Source organism: Stenotrophomonas sp. AR029 (genome assembly GCF_047520695.2).
GTDB classification, from domain to species: Bacteria; Pseudomonadota; Gammaproteobacteria; order Xanthomonadales; family Xanthomonadaceae; genus Stenotrophomonas; species Stenotrophomonas sepilia.
Genome location: NZ_JAXBQQ020000001.1, coordinates 83,357 through 102,752, shown reverse-complemented (window position 1 = coordinate 102,752; position 19,396 = coordinate 83,357). Strand labels below are relative to the sequence as shown.

Sequence of the window (19,396 nt, the reverse complement as noted above, 5' to 3'; positions counted from 1 at the left end):
CGTTTCACTGACGAGCAGACCATTGGCTTCCTGAAGCAGATTGAATGGTAGAGGTGGGTACATGAAGTGCTTTGCAATGCATTTTCTGCTTGTCATTTCTAACGTGGCGTCGGCAGAAGGGCGTTGCCCACTGGGGTAGTACCCAATTGGAGGGCAGGGCGTGGGCGGTTGTGCGCCCATGCCTGGTGGACAAGCCAGTGCTGAGAGTGGTAGCCCGGTGCCAACGGGTAGATGGGAAACCCGGTGGGGTGCGCTAGCCCAGGATGCGGGTCGTCGAACAAGTCAGGTTTTGGCGATTGGTGTGGCGGAGGCCAGAAAATCAAAGCGAGAAGCGAAGTCTCTAGCGCTCTCTGAGTGTCGGCGGATGGGTGGGCAAGAGTGTGAAATTGCTCTCGAATATCACAATCAGTGCGTTGCACTAGCCGGACCGGTGATTGGTTATGTTCGCCTAATGAACGTGAAGACTGTGGCGTATCGCTCGCCGAATGAGCGCGATGCGAAGGCAGAATCACTGCGGCTCTGTGAGGCCGAAGGCAAAGGGCGCAGTTGTACCGTTATCTACTCTGCGTGTGGATCTACACATGTTGCCGATACGCAGTCGGATACAGGCCGATTTGCCAAGGCGCCTATTTAGTTCGCGGAGATTCGCGTTGTTTGTGTAAGGAGAGTTGCCTGATGAGAATCATTCATTTGCTAGCGCCGTTGGTGTTCATGATCGCTACATCGGCCTTTGAGGCTCACGCTGAGGGGAGGTGTCCTCCGGGGCAGTACCCCATCGGAGGCCCGGGTGTCGGTGGTTGCGCACCGATTCCCGGAGGCGAAGGTGCAGCGACCAGTGAGCCTAGAGCGACGGGTAAATGGATCAAGACCTGGGGCGCAATTTCGTTGGCGCCTTCGGGCGCCTCTGGCACCTCAACAGGGCGAGTACGGAAGACGGAGGCTGTTGAAGAGGCGCAGAGGAATTGTGCTGAATCCGGCGGAGTGGGATGCAAGGTCACAATTGCATATAAGAATCAATGCGTGGCTGCCGTTGTAGCCAGCTCGGGTACAGATGGAACCACGCAGTTTGGTACCGGCGCGACGATCGAGAGTGCTAAGGAGTTTGCCTCCCGGCTATGTGCCTCGAAAGGAGGAAGCGATTGTGCTGCCGTCTATTCCGCTTGCTCTGAGCCGATCTTCGAGAAATTCTAGAAGTCCTATAGCGGGTCTGTGGTCGTCCGGCTCGATTGAATGTGAGCCAGATCGAAATGGTTAGGTGCCCCATAGTCGTGCGCCGACTCAGGTGGCTGGATTAGGGGCGAATCCGCATGCTTCCGTAGCTTGATTGCGTGGTGCCGGAAAGATGAATGACAGCGGATCAGAGACTGCATCTAGCATTGCCCCGGGATTGAGTGGCGAGGTACGCGTTTCTGACGACGCGTATACGATGAGCGAGAATTGGATTGTTGAGCTTGGGCTCACTTCGTGGTACGTGCTGAAGGGATATCGGCTCATCAATGATGGCCCTGTTGATTCAAGAGACGAACGCCAGCCCTGATCGTGGCGGTTGCGACGAGCATGGGCATGTTCGGCCGCGACCTCCATGAATTCCTGACGGAAGACGTGAAGGGCCTGATCACGCACGTTGTGACCGGCAAGGACGAGAAGCCCGAGGCGCAGATCGACAAGAGCCTTGCCTGGATGCAGGTGGCGCTGTCCAGCATCGATGGGATCAAGATTCTCAATGATCCCGAGCTGCAGGCTGACAAGACCCGCGCGATGTGGTTCATCGGCCTGGGTACGGGTGGCCCTGCGGTGACGGCAGGTTCAATGCTGCTGCTGTATGAGGTCGCCATGGCCCTGTTCATCGGCTTGGGACCACTGTTCATTCTTTGCCTTCTGTTCGACCAGACCAAGCAGCTGTTCCAGCGATGGCTGTTCTACGGTATTGGAACCATGTTCTCCATGGCGGTACTGGCGGCGATGGTCTCGATCGCGCTGGACATGGTGATCCGCGTGTCAGCCTCGTTCTGGATGACAGCGCTTGTGAACAAGTTCCCGCTCATGGGCGCGTCCAGTGACGGTATGACCAGTCAGGCGATGCAGCAGGGCGGCATGGGATTGATCCTGACGACCTTGATTCTGACTGCGCCCCCAATGGCGGCCATGTTCTTCCAGGGCACCTTGGGTAGCTTCATGGCATATTCGCAGATAGGTGGCAGCCCCGTCGCTCAGGCGCCGGGCCCGAGTGGGCAGCCGCCGGGTAGCTATTACACGCCAGCGACGCCAGAGAAGGGACGAACTGTCGACTCCGGTGACTACAGTAGTCAGTCAACAAGCCGCATGACATTGCCGCAGTCGGATGCGACAAAGATAGCGGAAACTGGCCAGCGAGCTGCTCATCCTGGTAGATAGTGATTCAGGCGTATTTGGAGAGTTAACGTGAAGCGCATTGTGATCTCCCTCTTTTGGATTTGCTCTGCTTTGTTCTTGCTTGTGACAGAAGATGCTCAAGCGGAGGGGCGCTGCCCGCCCGGACAATATCCGATTGGCGGCCAAGGGGTTGGTGGATGTGCGCCAATACCGGGCTCTAGTGGAGGCGATGCAGGGTCGAGTGGTCCGGTCGCGACTGGCCGCTGGATCAAAACCTGGGGAGCTATTGCAACCGCAGTAAGTACAGGTGATATGGGGGCTTCGGTTGGAAGGCGTTCAAAGCAGGAAGCTGCGTCCGAGGCGCTTTCCCGTTGCGCAAGCCATGGCGCTAGAGATTGCAAAGTCGGAACTACCTACAAGAACCAGTGTGTTGCATATGCTGATCCCGAGAGGGGGAGTAAGGGCCGTGTCTCCTATTCGGTTGCAGGCTCCAAGGAGGAGGCTGCAAATCGAGTCCTGTCCCATTGCGCGGACATCGGTGGCGGCCAGTGCAAAGTTCTTTATACAGATTGTTCTGAGCCGATCTTTGAGTCGTTCTAGTCTCATGACTGCCGTGACATCTTTGATGGTATGAGCGTACCTGAGCCAAGCTGCTCAAGAGCCTGGGGTAGAACGCGCGGCTGAAGAAGCCGCTCGGCGAGAAGTTGAGCGAGAACGACTTCATCAAGGTTGCATTGCGACTCGTGCACCTTCTTTAGTGGGCAATTGTTCTTCTACTGCGCTGTGGAAAAGTGGTAAAGGGCTATCGGATCGTCACCGGCCGCAGCCGGGACTCGATGATGATCCTTGTGACCAACATGGCGCGCGCCGCCCTGATCGTGGCGGTGGCGACGAGCATGGGCATGTTCGGTCGCGACCTCCATGAATTCCTGACGGAAGACGTGAAGGGCCTGATCACGCACGTTGTGACCGGCAAGGATGAAAAGCCCGAGGCGCAAATCGACAAGAGCCTTGCCTGGATGCAGGTGGCGCTGTCCAGCATCGATGGGATCAAGATTCTCAATGATCCCGAGCTGCAGGCTGACAAGACCCGTGCGATGTGGTTCATCGGCCTGGGCACGGGCGGACCTGCAGTGACGGCAGGTTCCATGTTGCTGCTGTATGAGGTCGCCATGGCCCTGTTCATCGGCTTGGGACCACTGTTCATTCTGTGCCTGCTGTTCGATCAGACCAAGCAGTTGTTCCAGCGATGGCTGTTCTACGGTATTGGAACCATGTTCTCCATGGCGGTGCTGGCGGCGATGGTCTCGATCGCGCTGGACATGGTGATCCGCGTGTCGGCCTCGTTCTGGATGACAGCGCTTGTGAACAAGTTCCCGCTCATGGGCGCGTCCAGTGACGGCATGACCAGTCAGGCGATGCAGCAGGGCGGCATGGGATTGATCCTGACGACCTTGATTCTGACTGCGCCCCCAATGGCGGCCATGTTCTTCCAGGGCACCTTGGGCAGCTTCATGGCATATTCGCAGATAGGTGGCAGCCCAGTGGCGCAGGCGCCGGGCCCGAATGGGCAGCCGCCGGGTAGTTACTACACGCCGGATAAGCCTTCGGCGAGTGGTGGGCATGTCGATAGCAATAGTACAAGTCGTGCAAGCACGCCTGTCATTCCAATGGCTAAGGATGGAAATAGCTTGACCGACGGGAAGTTCGGATCTGCCCGTTAAGTAAAATTCTCTGCTTTTGGTGTTAGGAGATTTCCATATGATCAGGCGTTCAATGGCAGCATATTTGGTCGCAGCAATTGTGGTGGCGGGTGCTGCGCTCACGTCTGAGTCGGTCCGGGCAGAGGGGCGGTGTCCACCTGGCCAGTATCCCATCGGTGGTCAGGGTGTTGGTGGGTGTGCTCCTATGCCTGGTGGCGCAGCTGCTGCGGACACTGGGCCCAAAGCAACCGGCCGTTGGATAAAGACTTGGGGTGCCATTGCGCTATCCCCAAGCGGCGCATCTGGTGCATCGACAGGGAAGAAGAGTAAGTCTTTGGCTGCGAAAGAGGCCGAAGCAGTCTGTGCGCGAGGAGGGGTTAGCGGCTGCAAAGTTGCTTTTACCTATAAGAATCAGTGCGCGGTTGCAGTGGTGCCCAAGTCGGGGGCAGGGGGAACTCTTTTCAGTAGCTCGCCGACAGTTGAAGAATCAAAAGCCCGTGCATTGAAACAATGTGAGAATGGTGGGGGCAGCGATTGCCAAGTGATCTTCGAGAATTGCGCTGAACCTGAATTCCAGGAGTTCTAGTGGATGGGCGCCGGGGAGCTGCGTTGATACATCCGACGTCCACCGCCTATTGCATTTTGGCAGATGGATCTGAGTAGCTTGGGATATTATGAGGCGAACTTCCGAAGCTGAGCTCGGGAGTTCGGCTCCACGCTCGAAGAACAATCTTGGTAGAACGAGCCGCAAGCCAAAAAATCTGACGCGTTAGGGGTTTCTGTCTTTAGGTAAGACTACTGATTGGCGCTTGAGCCGCGTAGGAAGCCACTCATGGTAATTGCTCTCTTTTCAATCAAGAGCGCTTCTCAATTCAAGTCCCGTTAGACGAGCAATCTGTCCTCGAAGGAGGATGCGCCCGCGTCAAAAATGTTGACGCATCGCCCCCTCAAACGTAGGAACTTTTTCGTCGTTGACGGCTCTGGGGGCGAGTGCTGCGGGTGACGCTCACGGCCCTGATCGTGGCGGTGGCGACGAGCATGGGCATGTTCGGTCGCGACCTCCATGAATTCCTGACGGAAGACGTGAAGGGCCTGATCACGCACGTTGTGACCGGCAAGGATGAAAAGCCCGAGGCGCAAATCGACAAGAGCCTTGCCTGGATGCAGGTGGCGCTGTCCAGCATCGATGGCATCAAGATTCTCAATGATCCCGAGCTGCAGGCTGACAAGACCCGTGCGATGTGGTTCATCGGCCTGGGCACGGGCGGACCTGCAGTGACGGCAGGTTCCATGTTGCTGCTGTATGAGGTCGCCATGGCCTTGTTCATTGGCTTGGAACCACTGTTCATTCTGTGCCTGCTGTTCGATCAGACCAAGCAGTTGTTCCAGCGATGGCTGTTCTACGGTATTGGAACCATGTTCTCCATGGCGGTACCGGCGGCGATGGTCTCGATCGCGCTGGACATGGTGATCCGCGTGTCGGCCTCGTTCTGGATGACAGCGCTTGTGAACAAGTTCCCGCTCATGGGCGCGTCCAGTGACGGTATGACCAGTCAGGCGATGCAGCAGGGCGGCATGGGATTGATCCTGACGACCTTGATTCTGACTGCGCCCCCAATGGCGGCCATGTTCTTCCAGGGCACCTTGGGTAGCTTCATGGCATATTCGCAGATAGGTGGTAGCCCGGTGGCGCAGGCGCCGGGCCGAGCGGGCAGCCGCCGGGTAGTTGCTACACGCCTCCGGCTCCAGAGAAGGGCGGGACACATGGTGCCACTACCGAGCAGGTTGTTGGTTCGCGAGTGACTGGCGGTAGTTCATCGCCGGGTTCGGCGGTGGTGGACTCGGGGCGTCTTGGTCTCGCAAAGAACAACGGCTGATGGGAAGTTTGAGGGTCTAACGATATGGTCTCGATACTTGGCCGCCGATGTGCGCTTATCTTCGGCGCTGCAGCTTGCATGCTATTTCTTGGCTTCCCGCCCGTTGCTGGTGCTGAAGGGCGTTGCCCGCCAGGCCAGTATCCAATCGGAGGTCAGGGTGTTGGTGGGTGTGCGCCGATCCCGGGAGGGGACGCGGGATCGGGTCAGACGGGCCCTATCCAAACAGGACGCTGGAATAAGACTTGGGGCGCGATTGCCATGGCTTCCAATGGTGACGTCGGTGTGTCAGTCGGAAAAGTGAGAAAGGCTGACGCCTCAAATGAGGCCTTGGCCAATTGTAGTCAGCACGGGGCATCGGATTGCAAGGTTACTCAGACTTACAAGAATCAATGCGTCGCGCTGGTCTCTCCCCGAACTAGCGCATTCGGCGGTTCCACGTTTGGACGCGCTGAATCTGTCTCTGCCGCGACTTCATTGGCGATGGGGCTTTGCACTAAGCGCGGCAGTGAAGGTTGTAAGGTGATCTACTCGGCATGCAGCGAACCGGAATTCCAGTCGTTCTGAGTGGTAGTCAGTGAGGCGCCGCAGGTTGCAATTGCTGGAAGAATTTAGGTTTACCTGCTCTCATGTTTCGCTTGTCAACTCAATTTGACCTGCCCCCTGCGTTAGGGCCAAGGTCTACTTCGTAGAGTCCGTGGTTGTGAGCTTATCGCCCGGGTTCGTGGTTGCAAGGGATCCATGCTCGCGGAGTAAGGCGGCGAACTCGGTGGGGGCGCTCTTGCCTAGCGAGTTGTGCGGGCGTACTTCGTTGTAATCGCGTCGCCAAGCAGAGATCGTCGCCTTGGCATGCTCCAGTGAGGTGAACCAGTTTTCGTTGAGGCATTCGTCGCGGAACTTGCCGTTGAAGCTCTCGATGTAGGCGTTTTGGGTGGGTCTGCCAGGCTGGATCAGCAGCAGCTTCACGCCGTTGGCAACGGCCCACTGGTCGAGAGCTCGTCCGGTGAACTCCGCCCCTGATCGGTCCGGATCATGGCCGGATAGCCGCGGAAGTGGCACACCGTTTCCAGGATGTCGGCCACGCCCTGCCCGTTGATGCGGCGGGCGACCGCGATCTCCACGGCCTCCTTGGTGCAGTCGTCGACCACAGTCAGACACTTGATCGGCCTGCCGTTGGCCAGGGCGTCGAACACGAAGTCCATCGACCAGTTGTGGTTCGGACCGGAAGGGGCGTGCAACGGTCAGCGTTCGACCGCGACGCGCTCGCGCTTGCGCCGTGCCTGCGCACTACCAGTCTTAGCGGAAGGACGACGTCCCCCCGGTTTTGAACGCCCGGGCACACTCCAGCGCGGTGCCCGACGTCAGGGGCGGGTAGGCATCCATTCACGTTAACCGCGCTTTTTCTGTGATCAAGTGCGCTTTTCATCCCAAGCCCCCTTCGACGAGCGCTGCCTCCTCGAAGTAAGCTGCGTGCGCGTCAAAATCCCGGCGCGCCGGTGCCATCGAACGCAGGAGCTTTTCCGTCCATGAGGACTGTGTCCCCCCGCGATGCGGGTGACGCTTGCCACCATCGCGGTTGCCGTGGGCTCGGGGCTATCATCCGCCATGGCGGCCGCAGGACACGTGCGAGGCATCGCCCCGTTTCCGGCCTCCGCTCGGGAACTGGCAGGACGGGATTGAAGGAGTTGCAGGGGATGGAGAAGGGGAGTGGCGTACACATGGACAATGCCTTGGCGTTCGTTCCGTCCGGCGCGAACCTGCTGGAAGCCGTGCGCGGTGATCTGACTGGCAATGGTTTCCAGGACCAGCTGCTGGTGATCGACCAACCTCCTCCGGAGGGCTTGCTGCCCGGCGAGCACGGTCCCAACCGGGTGCTGTTGCTGCTGCTGGGCGACGCCACGGGCCGATGGCAGTTGGCGGCGCGCAACGACAAGCTGGTGCCGTGTTCCACCCGGGGAGGCATTGCCGGCGATCCCTTCGCGTACGTGACCATCGAGGATGGTGCGTTCAGTGTGATCACCAACGGCGGCAGTCGCGAACGCTGGAGCAGCGTCTACACGTTCCGGTATGCACCTGCCGAGCAGGCGTGCTGGGTGCATGGCGTGCAGCGCAGGGTGGTCGACACCGAGACCGAGGCCACCCATACGCGTGACTTCTCGGCTGCCGAACTTGGCCGGGTGCGGTTCGAGGATTTCGATCCGTCCGTCGTCGCCGACGTCAGCTTGCCCTGAGTGCCATGCCGGTGAGGAGGCGGGAGTATCCAACGATGATCGAGCAGGAGTTTCACCGTGTCGCAGGATAGGGAGTCGCAGCTGTTGCGGCAGGCCACGGAGGCCGGCATGACCTCGTCCCGGGAACTGGCCAACTTCATGGCGCAGGCCGGGCACGAGTCCCGTGGCCTGAGCCGGCTCAATGAAAGTTTCAACTTCACCCGGGGTATCTCGCAGATCCCGGTGGAAGCGGCGTGGCGCAATGGCAATGGTGCGCTTGAGAGCGCGCGCCAGGAGGCGCTGCGTGGTCGGCCGGAGAACCTGGCCGAACTGATGTATGGCGGGCGTATGGGCAATGACGCGCCTGGCGATGCGTTGAAGTATCACGGCCGTGGCTATCTGCCTCTGGTCGGCAAGGAGAATTACGAGCGTGCCGGCAAGGCGCTGGATCTGGACCTGGTGAACCACCCGGAACTGGCCGCGCAGCCCGAGCACGCTGGCCGCATTGCCGTGTGGCAGTGGCAGACGCGGGTGCCGGAAGCGGCGCGCGAGGACGTGCGCGAAGCGACGCGCGCGATCAATGGTGGCCTGAACGGCATCGAGGCCCGCCAGCAGCGATTCGAGGTGTGGCAGCAGAAGCTGACGCCTGATGTGATGGCGCGGCTGGAGCGGGGCGAAGTCGGGGCGCCGGCCCAGCAGGCCACCGTGCGCGACATGTCGCAGCCTGGCGCGCCGGGGCATGCCCTGTTCCAGGGCGCCCGCCACCATCTGCAGCAGATGGGACCACAAAGCGGTCTGCGCAGCGTGCAGGAACTGGACAATGCTGCCGGCGCACTGGCGCTGAGCGCGCAGAAGGCGGGGATGTCGCGCATCGATCATCTCCTGGCTGGCAACGACGGCCGCACGTTGTTTGCCGTGCAGGGCGCGCTGGGTGACCCGGCCATGCTGCGCGCTTCGGTCGAGCGCGAACAGGCGGCACAGCAGCCGCTGGCACAGAGCAGCCAGCAGTTGGCCGCCAGTGTCGCCCAGCAGGACCCCGCGGCCGCGCTCGCCCGCGAGCAGGAGCAGCGCTCTCGATCCCTGTAGCACCTGATGCCGGCGGGCAGAGTGCCCGCGGGCGCTTTACGTACGACGCGTGGCGCCCTGTGGCGCCGACATGGAAACCCACTCGTAAGGACACCACATGCGAATCGTTCCCTCGAATACCCGGCACACCGCTGCCCGCTGCACTGCATCCGTGCGCCGGCTGCCGCCGCTCTGGCTGCTGTCACTTGGACTTGCCGCAGCGTCGGCACAGGCTCAGGAGGCAGCGGTACCTGTGGTGGAGACGCCCCCCGCTGCCGAGGCTACCGTTGAGGCGCCTGCAGAGGCGGCGGCCGTTGCAGCGCCCGCGGCGGCCGACGCCGTTGTCGTGGCGCCGACGCCCGAGGTGTCGGCTGCCGTGACACCCCCTGCGACACCTGTGGTGGACGCGCAGCCGGCGCCGACTGCGGATCCGGCGCCGGCGCCCGTTGCGCCCGCAGCGGCGGCACCTGTGGCTGCACCGCCTGCCGCCGTCGAGCCAACCGTTCCCGCGGTAGCCCCCGCTCCGCCCGCATTGGCCATCGTGCCGTTGCCGCCAGAGCAGGCGACCGAGCGGGCGCTCGGTGCCCGCTGCCCGGTGGATCTGGCCGGGCGGCTGGCGACCCAGGGCGACCTGCTGATTGGCGCCTGCCAGGGCACCATGCCGGCGCATCTGGCCGCGTTGCTGGTCGCGCTGCCCGTGCAGGACATCCACCTGCCGCGCAGCTGGCGCGAGCGTGAGGTGCGGCAGAAGGCCTGGTTCAAGGCTGTGCCGGGCTATGGCCAGCGCCCGGACTTCATCGTGCGGATGGGCGACATCTGGGTGCGTTCGCTGGAAGGGCGCGACGCCGACAGCACGTTCTATCTGGTGTCGGCGCCGTTCACCTGCAGCGACCAAGTCGCCAACCGTGATGAGTACGGCGCGGAGCCGGTCCGCGTACCCGCAGGTGATTGCCGCGAGGCTTATGTAGCCCAGCGTGTGTACCAGGTCCGCGGGGATGCGGCGCCGAGGGATGTGACCGCCGATGCCATGCCGACGATGCCCCCGGTCACGGAGGCCGATCGTGCGCGCCAGCTGTCGCGTGAGGGCCGGATCAGCCTGGACCACAGCAAGCTGCAGTACGGCCCGGCCATGCGTTGGTTCGTGCAATACCCGGAGTCGGCGCAGAAGGGTGGTCCGCGCGCCTACAGTGACTGGAACCGTGAACACATCGCGTTCGTGGTCTGGACCGGCGATCGCTTCGAGCTGCGCGAGAAGGTCGCGCGCGCGCAGTGGCCCTGTGACCCGGTGGCACCCGGCGATCGCGCCTGCGGCGGATTCCCGGATTCCGGGCCGGATCTGTTCGTGACGGCCGGAGCATCGCTGCCGGTGGCGGCCTCCAGCCCCTGAACCAGAGTGCCGATGTACAACGGGAGCCGGAAAGACCGGCTCCCGTGCTGTCCATCAGGCCTGCAGGCTGCGGGTCTGGTTCTGCTGCTGTTCCAGCTGCTGGTCGCGCTCCAGTGCAAGGCGCTGACCTGCGGCCTGCTGGTCGATGCGCTGGCTGCTCTGTTCCAGCGGTGTGTTCATCGCCACCGCCGTATCCACTGACACGCGAAGGTGGGCCGGGTCACCGCCCTGGCCCTGCACGGCAAAGCTGCGCGAGGCATCGGCATTCATGACCACTTCGTCGATGCGCTTGCCGCCTGCTGCGTGCATTTCGGCGGCCAGGCTGCCTGCCAGTTGCGTGCTCATCACGTCTGGTACCCGGCCGACGCGGACATCCTGCGCGTGCACGCCACGGATCGCGTCGTTGAACAGTGGGTTGCCCACATGGTTGGCATCGTCCATTCGCAGCATGCTGGTGTGATGGCCGTTCTTCTCCGCTTCGCGGCGTGCCGGCTCACCGGGCTGCAGCGGGCCGCGGATGTGGTCGTACAGGTCGACGGCGCCGCCTGGAATGCCCCGCGCCGCACGGGTGATACCGCTGCGCAGCGATTCCAGGTTGTCGCGGTACTCCTCGATCATCCTGGCGTTGTCTTTCGCCAGCGTCTGGGTTTCCGGGTGCTTCAGCACCGAGCCTTGATCGAGGAAGTTACCCAGTTTGTGGGAGCCCAAAGAACTGGCTGCCGCGATGACCGGGTAGTCTGGAATCAGGGCGCGCAACGAGTGGTTGCTGAAACCGGCAGCAGACAGCGTCCTGATCTCCTCCGGCTTGGCATAGATGCGCACCTGGCCGAAGTGCGGCGAGGCGGCGCTGACCGGATCGGAGGCCATGACATGATTGATCATGGTGTTGCCGCCTTCCGGGATGCGGTAGCCGAGGCTGACCGCGCCGTAGGCGTTGAAGGTTTCGCCCTTGACGTTGAAATGGTGCGAGGTGATCTGGGCCAGCGCGCCGCCGAGGGAGTGGCCGGTGACGGTGACCTCCGGCGGACGTTGGCCGAGATCCTGCCCCTCCTTCTTGGCGTAAGCGAGGGCGCGTTGGGTCAGCGCGATTGCGTCTGGCGCCTGCACATTGGTACGGGCGACGACCATGCCACCATCGGTCAGAATCGCATCGCGTGCGATTTGTTCGGTTCCGCGATGTGCGACGACAATTTCATTGGTGTCGACTCGCTGGTAGATCGTTCCCTGATAACCGTTCAGCCGATTATCAACGTGCTCTAGGATCTTGTACTTGTGCCCGTTGATTGGAACGATTTCTTCTTGGCCCGGTGCTCGACGACCGACCGCGTAATCCTTGTATGCATCTTCGGATAGCGCAGCGTAGTCTTGGCTGTTGAGGCTCATTGGCGGACCTCGCTGGCTTCAAGCGAAGCGGAGAACAGCGCATTCCGCAGTTCAGGGCGAAACTTTGTCGGATCCTTTTGGCCGCTTGCACCGTAGTCCGGAATCTCGCTGACTCGGGGATAGTCGGCACGCGGATAGTGGCGGGTCTCGACGTGGCCTTCGATAAGGGCCGAGGCTTCAATAAATGACAGGAAGCGCGTCTCGCCTTCAGCGCCCGTCGCCTTCAACATCGCCCCAGCGCCAGTGAACTCCCAATGGCACACGCCACGGCCGTAGTAGTCCTCGTCCAGCATCCGGTCCACATACAGCGTGCCGCGGTACTCGCCATCAGCGACCTTGCGCAGTTCCACCGGCTCTTGGCTGGTGATGCGAGCAGCCGTGCCGGTGGCCGGCTCGATGTGGCCGCACTGGTCTTCGTTGGTGACGTCGTACTGGGCCACGCCTTCAACCACAGCGAAATCACCCGGGGCGTCCTTCAGGCGCAGCACCAGTTCATAGGCCTTGCGCGGGCTGGGGTTGAGCTTGGCGAGGCCGCGCCCACCCTGGGCGACATCGGCTTCAGCAGCGGCACGTTCCTGGTTCATGGCGGTCTCCGGATGGCAGGCGGTCAACAGAAGCAGAGCAAGGCACGGAATCATCTTGTGGCGCAATGTCGGCCTCCTTGGGGATAGGGGTGAATGAGGCACTGGCAGCTCATGGCGTGAGCTTCTGCACAGTGGTGGTGGTTGAGAACAGCGCGTCGCGCAGATCTTCGCTGTACCCCGACGGAGCTTCCTCGCCACTGGCACCAAAATTGGCGACAGTGTCGGCGCGCGGATAGACAAGGTTCGGGTAATAAAGCGTCAGAGGCGAGTCGTTCTCCATGCGCTTCTTGTCGACGAACGTCAGGAATCGCGTATCCGCCTTGCTGGTCGTGGCGCGCAACATCGCACCGACGCCCGTCAGCGTCCAAACGCAGGCGCCGCGCCCGTAGTAGTCCTCATCCAGCATGCGGTCCAGGTAGAACGTACCGCGGTACTCGTTCTCGCTGACCTTGTGCAGGGTGACGGGCTCTTGGCTGGTGATGCGGCCCGCAGTGCCTGTTGCAGGCAGTATCCGCCCGCAGTCTTCGTAGTTGCTGACGTCATACTGGGCCACGCCCTCCACGATCGCGAACGGGCCCGGCGCGTCCTTCAGTGTCAGCACCAGTTCGTAGGCCTGCTTCGGCGCCGGGTTGAGTTTGGCCAGGCCGCGTCCACCCGCGGCGACGTCACGCTCGGCGTCGGCGTAGGGCGAACATGCCGCCAGCGGGACGAGGGCGAGCAATGCCAGGAGCGGCCGCCCCTTGGGTTCGGGGCGAGCTACACGCATGGCGCGAGCCTGCATCGTGCGTCCATGTCCATCTGTCCTTCCTGGGTGGCAGGTTTCTCGATTATGGAACGTGCCGGGAGCGCTGTGCCACCCTTGGAGACGGATTTTTGACGCCCCGGCGAGGCATTGCCCGGGCGGATCGCTTGCCGCACAAGGCTCGCGATCATCACGTTGGCATTGCTGCCGGAGGCAGGTCTGCTGCTGAATCCGTGACTGAAATCAATCATTCACATGTCCATCACTTCATTGAAGGCGCCCTCCTTGAACTGCACGATCCGCCCTGAAATCCGCGAAGACCGCGCTGTCATCCACGCACTCACCGAGGCAGCCTTCCGCGAAGCCCCGCACAGCAGCCACACCGAGCAGTTCATTGTGGATGCACTGCGTTCGCGTGGAGAGCTGAGTCTCTCGCTGGTCGCCGAGAAGGACGGGCAGGTCGTCGGGCATGTTGCCTTGTCGCCGGTGACGATCAGCGATGGCAGTACGGGCTGGTTTGGCCTGGGACCAATCTCGGTGCTGCCCGGATGGCAGGGGCAGGGCATTGGCGCGGCGCTGATGCACGCAGTGCTCGACGCTTTGCGTGAGCAGGACGCGCAGGGGTGTGTAGTGCTGGGAGAACCCGCGTACTACGGTCGATTCGGATTCCGCGCCGAGCCCGGCCTGGTGCTGCCGGGTGTTCCGCCAGAGTACTTCCAGGCGCTGCACCTGAGGCCGTCGATGGCGCAGGGAGAGGTGCAGTACTCACCGGCATTCGAAGCCACGGCCTGATGATCGGGGGCGGGCCTCGAATATCCGTCCAATGTCAGCCGTCGTGCCGGAGATGGATCAGAGGATACGGACGGCCTTGCGAATCGAGCGGTGAGCGGCCGGTTTCGACGAAGCCCATGCGCAGGTAGAAGCCGACGGCCTGTGCGTTCTGCTCATTGACGTCGGTACTCAACTGCGGATGCCGGGCCAGCGCGTGCTGCAGCAGTTGCCGGCCGATACCAGTGCCGCGCACGTCCGGATCGATGAACAGCGCTTCCATGTGCGTGCCGTCGATCAGCATGAAGCCCAGTGGCCGATCCTGTGCATCGACCGCAACGGTCATCGGCGCCTGCGGCAGGAAGCTGGCGACTTCGGCATCGATGGCCTGCCGGTCTTCGGCGCTGAGGAAGTCGTGGGTGGCGTCGACGGCACGGCGCCAGAGGTCGACGAGGGCGGCGCCGTCATCGGCGCGCGAGGGACGGAGGGTGGTCATGGGTTCACCAAGGTGCTTGCGGAAGGGCTCAGTATGAGGCCTGCAGCCTGGCTTCAGCGCGCTCGCTGCTTGGACCGCCGGTCGCGCGCAATGGCACCGCCGATACCCGCGCCGCCTGCACGGCCGCGGGCGTACAATGCGGCCCCGGCGGCCATCCTGGCCCTGCAGACACGCGAGAACCGCCATGACCGATGCCCTGGGTGTACCGGTGCACGACGCCGATGAACACTGGATGCGCCATGCGCTGGCGCTGGCCGAGCGTGCGCAGCGCGAGTTCGACGAGATTCCGGTCGGTGCGGTACTGGTGGGCGCCGATGGCCAACTGCTGGGCGAGGGCTGGAACCTCAACATCGCCTCGCACGATCCCAGTGCGCATGCCGAGATCGTGGCCATGCGCGCCGGCGGCACGCGGCTGGCCAATCATCGGCTGCTCGGCAGCACCCTGTACGTGACCCTCGAACCCTGCGCGATGTGCGCGATGGCCATCGTGCATGCACGCGTCGCCCGCTTGGTCTACGGCGCCAGCGACCCCAAGACCGGCGCCTGCGGCAGCGTGTTCGACCTGCTGGGTGATGCCCGGCACAATCACCGGGTGGAAATCCACGGTGGGGTGCTGGCCAAGGAGGCCAGCATGCGCCTGACCAATTATTTCCGCGCCAAGCGCGGCAAGCCGCCGTTGCTGCTGGAAGACCATGCGGGCGAGGGCTGAGGGGCGAACGGGTATGATGGGCGCCTCTTTCCTTCACCGGTAGGCCGCGCGCCTGCCCAGCAACGAGGCGACACAATGGCGGACACCGGCGCGGCCAACGAGCGACTGATCTGGATCGACCTGGAGATGACCGGGTTGGATACCGACAACGATTCGATCATCGAGATCGCCACCGTGGTCACCGATGCCCAGCTCAATGTGCTGGCTGAAGGCCCCGAGTTTGCCATCCACCATCCGCTGCAAACGCTGGAAGCGATGGATGAGTGGAACCGCAACCAGCACCGTCGTTCCGGCCTGTGGCAGCGCGTGGTGGACAGCACCACCACCCTGGGCCAGGCCGAAGCGCAGACGGTGAACTTCCTGGCGCAGTGGATTCCGGCCGGTCTTTCGCCGATGTGCGGCAACTCGATCTGCCAGGATCGCCGCTTCCTGCATCGCCAGATGCCGAGGCTGGAGAAGTACTTCCACTACCGCAACCTGGACGTGTCCACGGTGAAGGAACTGGCCAAGCGCTGGGCGCCGAGCGTGGCCGCCGGCGTCGGCAAGAACAGCAACCATACCGCGTTGAGCGATGTGCACGATTCGATCGCCGAGCTGCGCCACTACCGCCAGTTCATGGGCGCGCTGTCGGGGTTGCCGGCTGCCTGAACGACGCCGTCGGGCATGGCCCGGCGCTACCGGGTGACACACCAACGGGTAGTGCCGGCCGCTGGCCGGCAAGGCGCGGGATCCGCGCCTTACTGTCGTGACCCGCGACGAACCGTTCAACTTCCGGGCGCTAACATCGGCGCCATGAACGAGCCCATCCTGCTTCCCCGCGACATCGCCCATGACGCCCGCGACTGGTCCGACCTGCAGCGCGCGGTGGCCCTGCTGGAAGCGCCGACCCTGACCGCGCGCATGGCGAACCTGGTCGGTACGCCGCTGGAGTTCGCGGTGAAGGCGCTGCCCAGTTCGGTCTCCAACCGCATCCACGGTGCGGTGCAGGCGGCACTGTCCAAGTCGGCGCAGGCAGCCCTGTGGAGCATGGACAACTCGCCCGGCAAGGGAGCGTCGACCCGCTGGCACAAATTGGCGGCAGCCACCTCCGGTGCGGTCGGCGGTGCCTTCGGCTTTGCCGCCCTGCTCATCGAGTTGCCGGTGTCGACCACGATCATGATGCGTGCGGTGGCCGACGTCGCCCGCAGCGAGGGGTTTGACCTGTCCGAGTTCAGCACCCGCCAGGCGTGCCTGGAAGTGTTCGCGCTGGGCGGCAACTCGCCGCGTGATGACGCCAGCGAGACGGGCTATTACCTGGCCCGCGGCTTCACCACCGATGTGATGCGCCACCTGTCGGCCGAGCTGGCCGGGCGGGTGGTGACCGGCCGCGACCTGACGCTGGGCGTGGCGCCGAAGGAAGCCGGCAAGCTGCTGGCGAAGATGGTGGAGAAGGTGGCGGCGCGCTTCGGCGTGGTTGTTACCGAGAAATTCGCTGCGCAGGCGGTGCCGATCGTTGGTGCGGCCGCGGGTGCAACACTGAATACCATGTTCACCGATTACTACCAGGACATGGCGCGTGGTCACTTCATCGTGCGCCGGCTGGAGTTGAAGTATGGGGAAGATGTGGTGCGCGCCTGCTATGACCGGGTGGCGCATGGCGGCGTGCTGATCGAACCCACGCTGTAACCGGCTTCGGGGTCGGAGCCCTTTGCGGTGCAAAGGGATCCGACCCCGGTTGCGCGCGGGGCCGGATCCCGTTCCGCAGGAAGGGGCTCTGCCCCCCGGCGGGCCATCCTTGCCTTCGGGGAACAATTGTTTTGCCAGTGCATGCCTGTTGCCTGGCAGCTGGCATCCCCATCCTTTGCGGCAGTCCCCCCCGCAAGAGATCGCCGCCATGTTGTTCACTCCCCACCGCTTGGGCGCCTTGACCCTGCCCAACCGCATCGTGATGCCGCCGATGACCCGCTCGCGCTCGTCGGCCGGCAACGTGCCCACTGCCGAAATGGCCGCCTATTACGCGCAGCGCGCCAGCGCCGGCCTGATCGTCAGCGAAGGCACCCAGATCAGCCCTCAGGGCCAGGGCTATGCCTGGACCCCGGGCATCCATAGCCCGGACCAGGTGCAGGGCTGGCGCCGGGTGACCGATGCCGTGCACGCTGCCGGTGGTCGCATCTACGCCCAGCTGTGGCATGTCGGCCGGGTCTCGCACGTGGCGCTGCAGCCGGGTGGCGCCGCGCCGGTGTCGTCGTCGGCGTTGTTGGCGGAAGGCGTGAAGGTGTTCGTCGACCCGACCGGGGCAGGTCCCGAAGCCGGGGTGGGCGAAATGATCCAGCATTCGATGCCGCGCGCGCTGCGCGAAGACGAGATTCCGGGCATCGTCGCCGACTACGCCCAGGCGGCACGCAACGCGCTGGACGCAGGCTTCGATGGCGTGGAGTTGCACGGTGCCAATGGCTACCTGATCAACCAGTTCATCGACTCGCAGGCCAACCAGCGCACCGACGGCTATGGCGGCTCGCTGCAGAACCGGCTGCGTTTCCTGCGCGAGGTAGTGCAGGCGGTGACCGCGGTAGCCGGTGGTGACCGCGTCGGTGTTCGTCTGGCGCCGCTGACGACGTTGCAGGGCGCGGTTGACGATACGCCGCAGGCCACCTATCTGGCCGCGGCGCACCTGCTGGGTGAGCTGGGCGTGGGTTACCTGCATATCGCCGAAGCTGACTGGGACGATGCACCGCTGATGCCGGTGGCGTTCAAGCAGGCGCTGCGCATGGTCTACCCGGGCACGCTGATCTACGCCGGCAAGTACACCGCCGAGCGCGCCGAGCAGGCACTGGCTGAAGGCTGGGCCGACTTGATCGGCTTCGGTCGCCCGTTCATCGCCAACCCGGATTTGCCGGAGCGTCTGCGTCTGGGGGCGGAATTGAACCCGCCGGATCGGGCGACGTTCTTTGGCGGTGGTGCGGTGGGCTTCATCGACTACCCGGCGCTGGAAGAGATCGTCGCGGCCTGATCCTGAAGGCTGCCGGCCAGCGGCCGGCACTACCGGTGCATGGAGATGGGTGGGTGCCGGCCAGCGGCCGGCACTACCAGGGGGGCGCGGGGCAGGATAGTGCCGGCCGCTGGCCGGCATTTCTGTTTGGGATCAGGGCTTGTCGCGCACCAGCGCGTCCGCCTCGACCACACCGCCATCCTTCCCATGCAGGTACAGGTGCATGTCCTGCTGCGGGTACGGGATGTTGATGCCGGCCCTGTCAAAGCCCAGCTTCAGCTGCTCCAGCAGCGTGACCTTGGTGCCGAACCAGTCGGCTGACTTCACGTAGCAGCGGATGCCGAGGTTGATCGCGTGCGCCCCCAACTCGTACACCACCACGTCCGGTGCCGGCGTCTGCAGCACGCGCGGGTCGGCCTTCATCAACGCCAGCGCGGTATCGCGCGCCAGCTGGATGTTGTCCTCGTAGCCGATGCCGATCACCAGTTCGACGCGGCGGGTCGGCTCGGCGGTCAGGTTGATGATCGGTGCGGCGGTGATCAGCGTGTTCGGAATGGTGGTGTGCTGGTTGTCGGCACCGGTGATGACGGTCTGGAAAATGCGCACTTCGCGCACCGTGCCGGTCTGTCCGGCCACGGTGACCACATCGCCGACGCGGAACGGCCGCAGTGTCACCAGCATCACGCCCGAGGCGATGTTGGACAGCGAATCCTTAAGGGCAAGGCCAACGGCCAGGCCGGCGGTGCCGAGCACGGCCAGCAGCGGCGTGATCTGCACGCCCAGCGTGCCGATGGCCAGCACCACCACGATCACCAGCGATGCGGCGTACACCACGTTGCGCAGGAAGCTGCCCAGCATCGGGTCCACGCCCATGCGCGCAGTGGCGCGCGGCATCGCGTTGGACAGGCGACGCGCCACCCACAGGCCCACCAGCAGCACCACGATGGCGGCCAGTAACGGCACACCGTAGGTTTCCAGCAGGCGCTCCCAGTTGAGCGAGTGGAACCAGGGCGTTGCGGCGGGGGCGGGGGTGGGAGGTGCGGCGGCGATCATGCGGAAGTCCTTTGCTGCGTAGCGATGTCTGCGTGGGGCCGGGCGTGCGTGGACGCCAGAAACAGCAAGCCCCGCAGAGGCGGGGCTTGCGTGCAGCAGCAG

General features: G+C 63.4%; 19 protein-coding genes and 3 pseudogenes. 16 read left to right on the top strand and 6 right to left on the bottom strand.

Annotation, left to right across the window (positions count from 1 at the left end; genetic code table 11):
- Positions 1-178 precede the first annotated feature (178 nt).
- The 8 genes and pseudogenes from ACM0PB_RS00520 to ACM0PB_RS00485 all read left to right on the top strand — a co-directional run bounded on the left by ACM0PB_RS00520 (position 179) and on the right by ACM0PB_RS00485 (position 6,496).
- Positions 179-634, top strand: coding sequence for a DUF4189 domain-containing protein (locus ACM0PB_RS00520; protein WP_414604763.1), 456 nt, complete (start codon positions 179-181; stop codon positions 632-634).
- A 41-nt stretch (positions 635-675) separates the two neighbouring features.
- Positions 676-1,191 (top strand): DUF4189 domain-containing protein, encoded by a 516-nt coding sequence (locus ACM0PB_RS00515; protein ID WP_329845106.1) that lies wholly within the window; start codon positions 676-678, stop codon positions 1,189-1,191.
- A 235-nt stretch (positions 1,192-1,426) separates the two neighbouring features.
- Positions 1,427-2,394, top strand: a pseudogene (locus ACM0PB_RS00510) (TrbL/VirB6 family protein).
- Between the two features lie 39 nt (positions 2,395-2,433).
- Entirely contained in the window at positions 2,434-2,952 is a 519-nt protein-coding gene (locus tag ACM0PB_RS00505; protein ID WP_372486468.1) for a DUF4189 domain-containing protein, read from the top strand.
- Between the two features lie 191 nt (positions 2,953-3,143).
- Positions 3,144-4,076, top strand: a pseudogene (locus ACM0PB_RS00500) (TrbL/VirB6 family protein); the annotation flags it as partial.
- 37 nt (positions 4,077-4,113) lie between these two features.
- Complete coding sequence (locus ACM0PB_RS00495; RefSeq protein WP_315898891.1) at positions 4,114-4,641, top strand: DUF4189 domain-containing protein; 528 nt, start codon at positions 4,114-4,116, stop codon at positions 4,639-4,641.
- Between the two features lie 413 nt (positions 4,642-5,054).
- Entirely contained in the window at positions 5,055-5,858 is an 804-nt protein-coding gene (locus ACM0PB_RS00490) for a type IV secretion system protein (RefSeq protein WP_495495110.1), read from the top strand.
- Between the two features lie 98 nt (positions 5,859-5,956).
- Positions 5,957-6,496, top strand: coding sequence for a DUF4189 domain-containing protein (locus tag ACM0PB_RS00485; protein WP_334272276.1), 540 nt, complete (start codon positions 5,957-5,959; stop codon positions 6,494-6,496).
- A 114-nt stretch (positions 6,497-6,610) separates the two neighbouring features.
- On the opposite strand, the pseudogene ACM0PB_RS00480 reads toward ACM0PB_RS00485, so the two are convergent.
- Positions 6,611-7,218: pseudogene (locus ACM0PB_RS00480) on the bottom strand (IS3 family transposase); the annotation flags it as partial.
- A 405-nt stretch (positions 7,219-7,623) separates the two neighbouring features.
- Between ACM0PB_RS00480 and ACM0PB_RS00475 the strand changes: the two are divergent.
- The 3 genes from ACM0PB_RS00475 (at position 7,624) to ACM0PB_RS00465 (ending at position 10,591) form a co-directional block, all read left to right on the top strand.
- Complete coding sequence (locus ACM0PB_RS00475) at positions 7,624-8,160, top strand: hypothetical protein (RefSeq protein WP_032954278.1); 537 nt, start codon at positions 7,624-7,626, stop codon at positions 8,158-8,160.
- A gap of 57 nt (positions 8,161-8,217) precedes the next feature.
- Positions 8,218-9,225 carry an XVIPCD domain-containing protein gene (locus ACM0PB_RS00470; protein WP_005417198.1) on the top strand — a complete coding sequence of 336 codons (1,008 nt, stop codon included), beginning with the start codon at positions 8,218-8,220 and terminating at the stop codon, positions 9,223-9,225.
- 97 nt (positions 9,226-9,322) lie between these two features.
- Complete coding sequence (locus ACM0PB_RS00465) at positions 9,323-10,591, top strand: hypothetical protein (protein ID WP_414604871.1); 1,269 nt, start codon at positions 9,323-9,325, stop codon at positions 10,589-10,591.
- Positions 10,592-10,645: 54 nt separating this feature from the next.
- Here the strand turns inward: ACM0PB_RS00465 and ACM0PB_RS00460 are convergent, their stop codons facing one another.
- The 3 genes from ACM0PB_RS00460 to ACM0PB_RS00450 are packed head-to-tail and all read right to left on the bottom strand — an operon-like array spanning position 10,646 to position 13,339.
- Positions 10,646-11,974 carry an XVIPCD domain-containing protein gene (locus tag ACM0PB_RS00460; protein WP_414604870.1) on the bottom strand — a complete coding sequence of 443 codons (1,329 nt, stop codon included), beginning with the start codon at positions 11,972-11,974 and terminating at the stop codon, positions 10,646-10,648.
- Positions 11,971-12,624 carry a hypothetical protein gene (locus tag ACM0PB_RS00455; protein WP_065196095.1) on the bottom strand — a complete coding sequence of 218 codons (654 nt, stop codon included), beginning with the start codon at positions 12,622-12,624 and terminating at the stop codon, positions 11,971-11,973. The genes ACM0PB_RS00460 and ACM0PB_RS00455 overlap by 4 nt, the downstream gene beginning before the upstream one ends.
- Positions 12,625-12,667: 43 nt before the next feature.
- Positions 12,668-13,339, bottom strand: coding sequence for a hypothetical protein (locus tag ACM0PB_RS00450; protein ID WP_262219862.1), 672 nt, complete (start codon positions 13,337-13,339; stop codon positions 12,668-12,670).
- A 246-nt stretch (positions 13,340-13,585) separates the two neighbouring features.
- Between ACM0PB_RS00450 and ACM0PB_RS00445 the strand changes: the two genes are divergently transcribed.
- The gene (locus tag ACM0PB_RS00445; protein WP_065186199.1) at positions 13,586-14,092 is read left to right on the top strand and encodes a GNAT family N-acetyltransferase; all 507 of its coding nucleotides are present in this window, start codon (positions 13,586-13,588) and stop codon (positions 14,090-14,092) included.
- A 34-nt stretch (positions 14,093-14,126) separates the two neighbouring features.
- On the opposite strand, the gene ACM0PB_RS00440 is transcribed toward ACM0PB_RS00445, so the two are convergent.
- Positions 14,127-14,564, bottom strand: a complete 438-nt coding sequence (locus tag ACM0PB_RS00440; RefSeq protein ID WP_065186149.1) for an acetyltransferase — start codon at positions 14,562-14,564, stop codon at positions 14,127-14,129.
- A 184-nt stretch (positions 14,565-14,748) separates the two neighbouring features.
- Between ACM0PB_RS00440 and tadA the strand changes: the two genes are divergently transcribed.
- The 4 genes from tadA to ACM0PB_RS00420 all read left to right on the top strand — a co-directional run bounded on the left by tadA (position 14,749) and on the right by ACM0PB_RS00420 (position 18,262).
- A complete protein-coding gene (gene tadA, locus ACM0PB_RS00435; RefSeq protein ID WP_005417177.1) occupies positions 14,749-15,273 on the top strand; it encodes a tRNA adenosine(34) deaminase TadA in 525 nt (174 codons plus the stop codon).
- A 75-nt stretch (positions 15,274-15,348) separates the two neighbouring features.
- Positions 15,349-15,921, top strand: a complete 573-nt coding sequence (gene orn / locus ACM0PB_RS00430; RefSeq protein ID WP_065178525.1) for an oligoribonuclease — start codon at positions 15,349-15,351, stop codon at positions 15,919-15,921.
- A 144-nt stretch (positions 15,922-16,065) separates the two neighbouring features.
- On the top strand, positions 16,066-16,938 hold the full coding sequence (locus ACM0PB_RS00425) for an EcsC family protein (RefSeq protein WP_005417175.1): 873 nt from the start codon (positions 16,066-16,068) through the stop codon (positions 16,936-16,938).
- A gap of 208 nt (positions 16,939-17,146) precedes the next feature.
- Positions 17,147-18,262, top strand: coding sequence for an alkene reductase (locus ACM0PB_RS00420; protein ID WP_065178524.1), 1,116 nt, complete (start codon positions 17,147-17,149; stop codon positions 18,260-18,262).
- A 132-nt stretch (positions 18,263-18,394) separates the two neighbouring features.
- Here ACM0PB_RS00420 and ACM0PB_RS00415 read toward each other — a convergent pair whose 3' ends face one another.
- On the bottom strand, positions 18,395-19,294 hold the full coding sequence (locus tag ACM0PB_RS00415; protein ID WP_065186198.1) for a mechanosensitive ion channel family protein: 900 nt from the start codon (positions 19,292-19,294) through the stop codon (positions 18,395-18,397).
- Between the last annotated feature and the right edge of the window lie 102 nt (positions 19,295-19,396).